At 64.0% G+C, this 3133-nt stretch carries 1 protein-coding gene; it reads left to right on the forward strand.

Features of this window, described 5'->3' with window-relative positions:
* On the forward strand, positions 1–3133 hold a 3133-nt coding region (locus tag GHO41_RS28850; protein ID WP_153435311.1), incomplete at both ends, for a non-ribosomal peptide synthetase.

Here is a 3133-nt window from a genome sequence, read left to right on the forward strand (position 1 = left end):
GGGCGGGGGAGCGTCTGTACCGCACCGGCGACCTGGCCCGGCGGCGCCCGGACGGCCAGTTGGAATACGTGGGCCGTATCGACCAACAGGTCAAAGTGCGCGGCTTCCGTATTGAATTGGGTGAAATCGAGTCGCGTCTGCGTGACTTGGCTGGCGTGCGTGAAGCCGCCGTGGTCGTGCAGGACAGCCCGACCGGCAAGGCGCTGGTGGCCTTTGTGGTGGCCGACGATGAAGCGAGTGCCTGGAGCGAATGGCGCGAGACCTTGAAAGCAGCGCTCAAGGCGCAACTGCCGGACTACATGGTGCCGCTGCACTGGGTTCAATTGCAGAGCTTGCCACTCAATGCCAACGGTAAGATCGACCGCAAGGCGCTGCCCCAGGCCCAAGCGGCTGACTGGCAGCGCGAGGTGATTGCGCCCCACGCCGGGATCGAAAGCCGTATAGCCGCGATCTGGCAAGAGGTGCTCAAACTTGAGGCGGTCAGCCGCGACGACAACTTCTTTGAACTGGGCGGCCATTCGCTGCTGGTGGCACAAGTGGTGTCGCGGGTGCGCCAGCAGCTCGGCATAGAACTGGCGCTGAGCAGTCTGTTTGAAAGCAGCGTGCTCAGCGATTTCGCTGCCCGTTGCGCCTCACAGCCGCACACCCTCAGTCAGCCGCCATTGCGCCCGCGTGCGCCCGGCCAGCCCGGCGTGTTGTCGTATGCGCAGCAGCGCCAATGGTTGCTCTGGCAGCTCGACCCGCACAGCGCCGCGTACAACATTCCGGCGGCGCTGCGGCTTAAAGGCTCACTCGATCGCGAGGCCTTGCTACGCAGCTTCAACGCCTTGCAACAACGCCACGAAACCTTGCGCACCACCTTTGTTCAGGACGGTGACCAGGCCCGTGGCGTGCTGCACGCACATTTGCCGCTGGCGCTGCGTGAGTTAACCCTCGATCAGCCATCAGCCGCGCAGATTGACACCCAAGTGGCCGAAGAAATGCGTCAGCCCTTCGACCTGCGCACGGGGCCGTTGCTGCGCGTGTTGCTGCTCAAGGTCGCGGCCGATGAGCACGTGCTCGTACTGACCGTGCATCACATTGCCGCTGACGGTTGGTCGATGCAGGTGATGGTCGATGAATTCTGTGAGCTGTACCTGGGCCATGAGCTGCCGCCCTTGGCCGTGAGCTACTCCGATTACGCCGTCTGGCAGCGCGACGGGTTGCAAGCCGGCGAGGGCGAGCGCCAGTTGAACGCCTGGCGTGAGCAACTCGGCAGCCAGCATGCGCCACTTGAGCTGCCCAGCGAGCTGGTTCGCCCGGCGATCCGCAGCGAGCGGGGGGCGCGTTTGGAGGTAGCCATAGAACCGGCATTGGCGGGTGCGCTGCGGCAGTTGGCGCAACAGCACAATGTCACGCTGTTTATGCTGCTGTTGGCCAGTTATCAAACCTTGTTGCATCGCTACAGCGGTCAGTCGGCGATCAGTGTCGGGGTGCCGAATGCCGGGCGTGGGCAACTCGAAACCGAAGGCTTGATCGGCTTCTTTATCAACACCCAGGTGCTGCGCAGCGAGATCGACGGCCAGCAAACGTTTGCCAGCCTGCTGCAACAGGTCAAGCGCAACGCCCTGTGGGCACAAGCGCATCAAGACCTGCCGTTCGAGCAACTGGTGGACGCGTTGCAGCCGCAGCGCAGTCTGAGCCACAGCCCGCTGTTTCAAGTGTTGTTCAACCATCAGCGGCAGATCGGCGAGAGCGTCGAGCGGCAACTGCCGGGCCTGAGCATTGAGCGCATGGACTGGCAGCAGCACACGGCGCAGTTCGATCTGGCGCTGGACACCGAAGAACAGGGCGAGCGCTTGCACGCCAGCCTGACCTACGCCTGCGATGTGTATGACGCCGCGACCATTGAGCGTTTGGCCGGGCACTGGCTGAACCTGCTGCGCGCGGTGGTGCAGGCGCCGCAGCAACGTATCGCTGAATTGGCCATGCTGGGTCCGGACGAGCAACAGGCATTGCTGACGCAATGGAACCCGCAGGTTGAGGTGCAGCCTGCCGGGCCAACCCTGCACCAACTGTTCGAGGCGCAAGCCGCCTTGCAGCCGCATGCCTTGGCGCTGCGCTGCGGTGACGATTCGCTGACCTATGCAGCGCTCAACGCTCAGGCCAATCGCCTGGCCCGCAAACTGCGCGAGCGCGGTGTCGGCCCGGAAGTGCGGGTCGGCATTGCTACGGAGCGGGCCGTGGCGCTGGTGGTCGGGGTGCTGGCGATTCTCAAGGCTGGGGGCGCGTATGTGCCACTCGATCCGCAATACCCCGCCGAGCGCCTGAGCTACATGATCGAAGACAGCGGCATTCAGTTATTGCTGACCCAGGAGCACCTGCTGGAAAACCTGCCGCCGCGGGTCGGCGTGCAGGCCCTATGTCTGGAGCATGTGCAGTGGGAGGCGTTCAGCGCCGACAATTTGCTCAACCTGACCCAGCCCGACAACCTGGCGTATGTTATCTACACCTCGGGTTCCACCGGGCGCCCGAAAGGGGCGTTGCTGAGCCATGCCAACGTCAGCCGTTTGCTCAGCGCCACCGCCGATGAGTTTGCCTTTGGCCCGAGTGACGTGTGGACGCTGTTCCATTCCTATGCGTTCGATTTCTCGGTGTGGGAGCTGTTCGGCGCGCTGTGCACCGGCGGGCGTCTGGTGATCGTGCCGTACTTCATCAGCCGCGAGCCGCAGGCGTTCCATCAGTTGCTGTGCGATGAGCAAGTCACGGTGCTCAACCAGACCCCGACGGCGTTCCGGCAATTACTGCCCATTGCCTGCAACAGCCCGCAAACCCTGGCCTTGCGCTGGGTGATCTTTGGTGGCGAAGCCCTCGATGTGGCGAGCTTGCGCCCGTGGTACGCGCGCTTTGGCGATGCGCCCACCACGCTGGTCAACATGTATGGCATCACCGAAACCACGGTGCATGTGACCTGGCGCGCCCTGAGTTCGCAGGACCTCGATGCCAAGGTGCAAAGCCCGATCGGCCGGCCCATCAGCGACCTCAGTTGGTATTTGCTCGACAGCCAGTTGCAACCCGTGGCGCCAGGTTGCGCCGGTGAGTTGTACATCGCCGGGGCCGGTCTGGCCCGTGGCTACCACGGCCGCGCCGGGCT

Origin of the sequence: Pseudomonas sp. FSL R10-0399 (assembly GCF_009600165.1) — a bacterium.
Taxonomy (GTDB): Bacteria; Pseudomonadota; Gammaproteobacteria; order Pseudomonadales; family Pseudomonadaceae; genus Aquipseudomonas; species Aquipseudomonas helleri.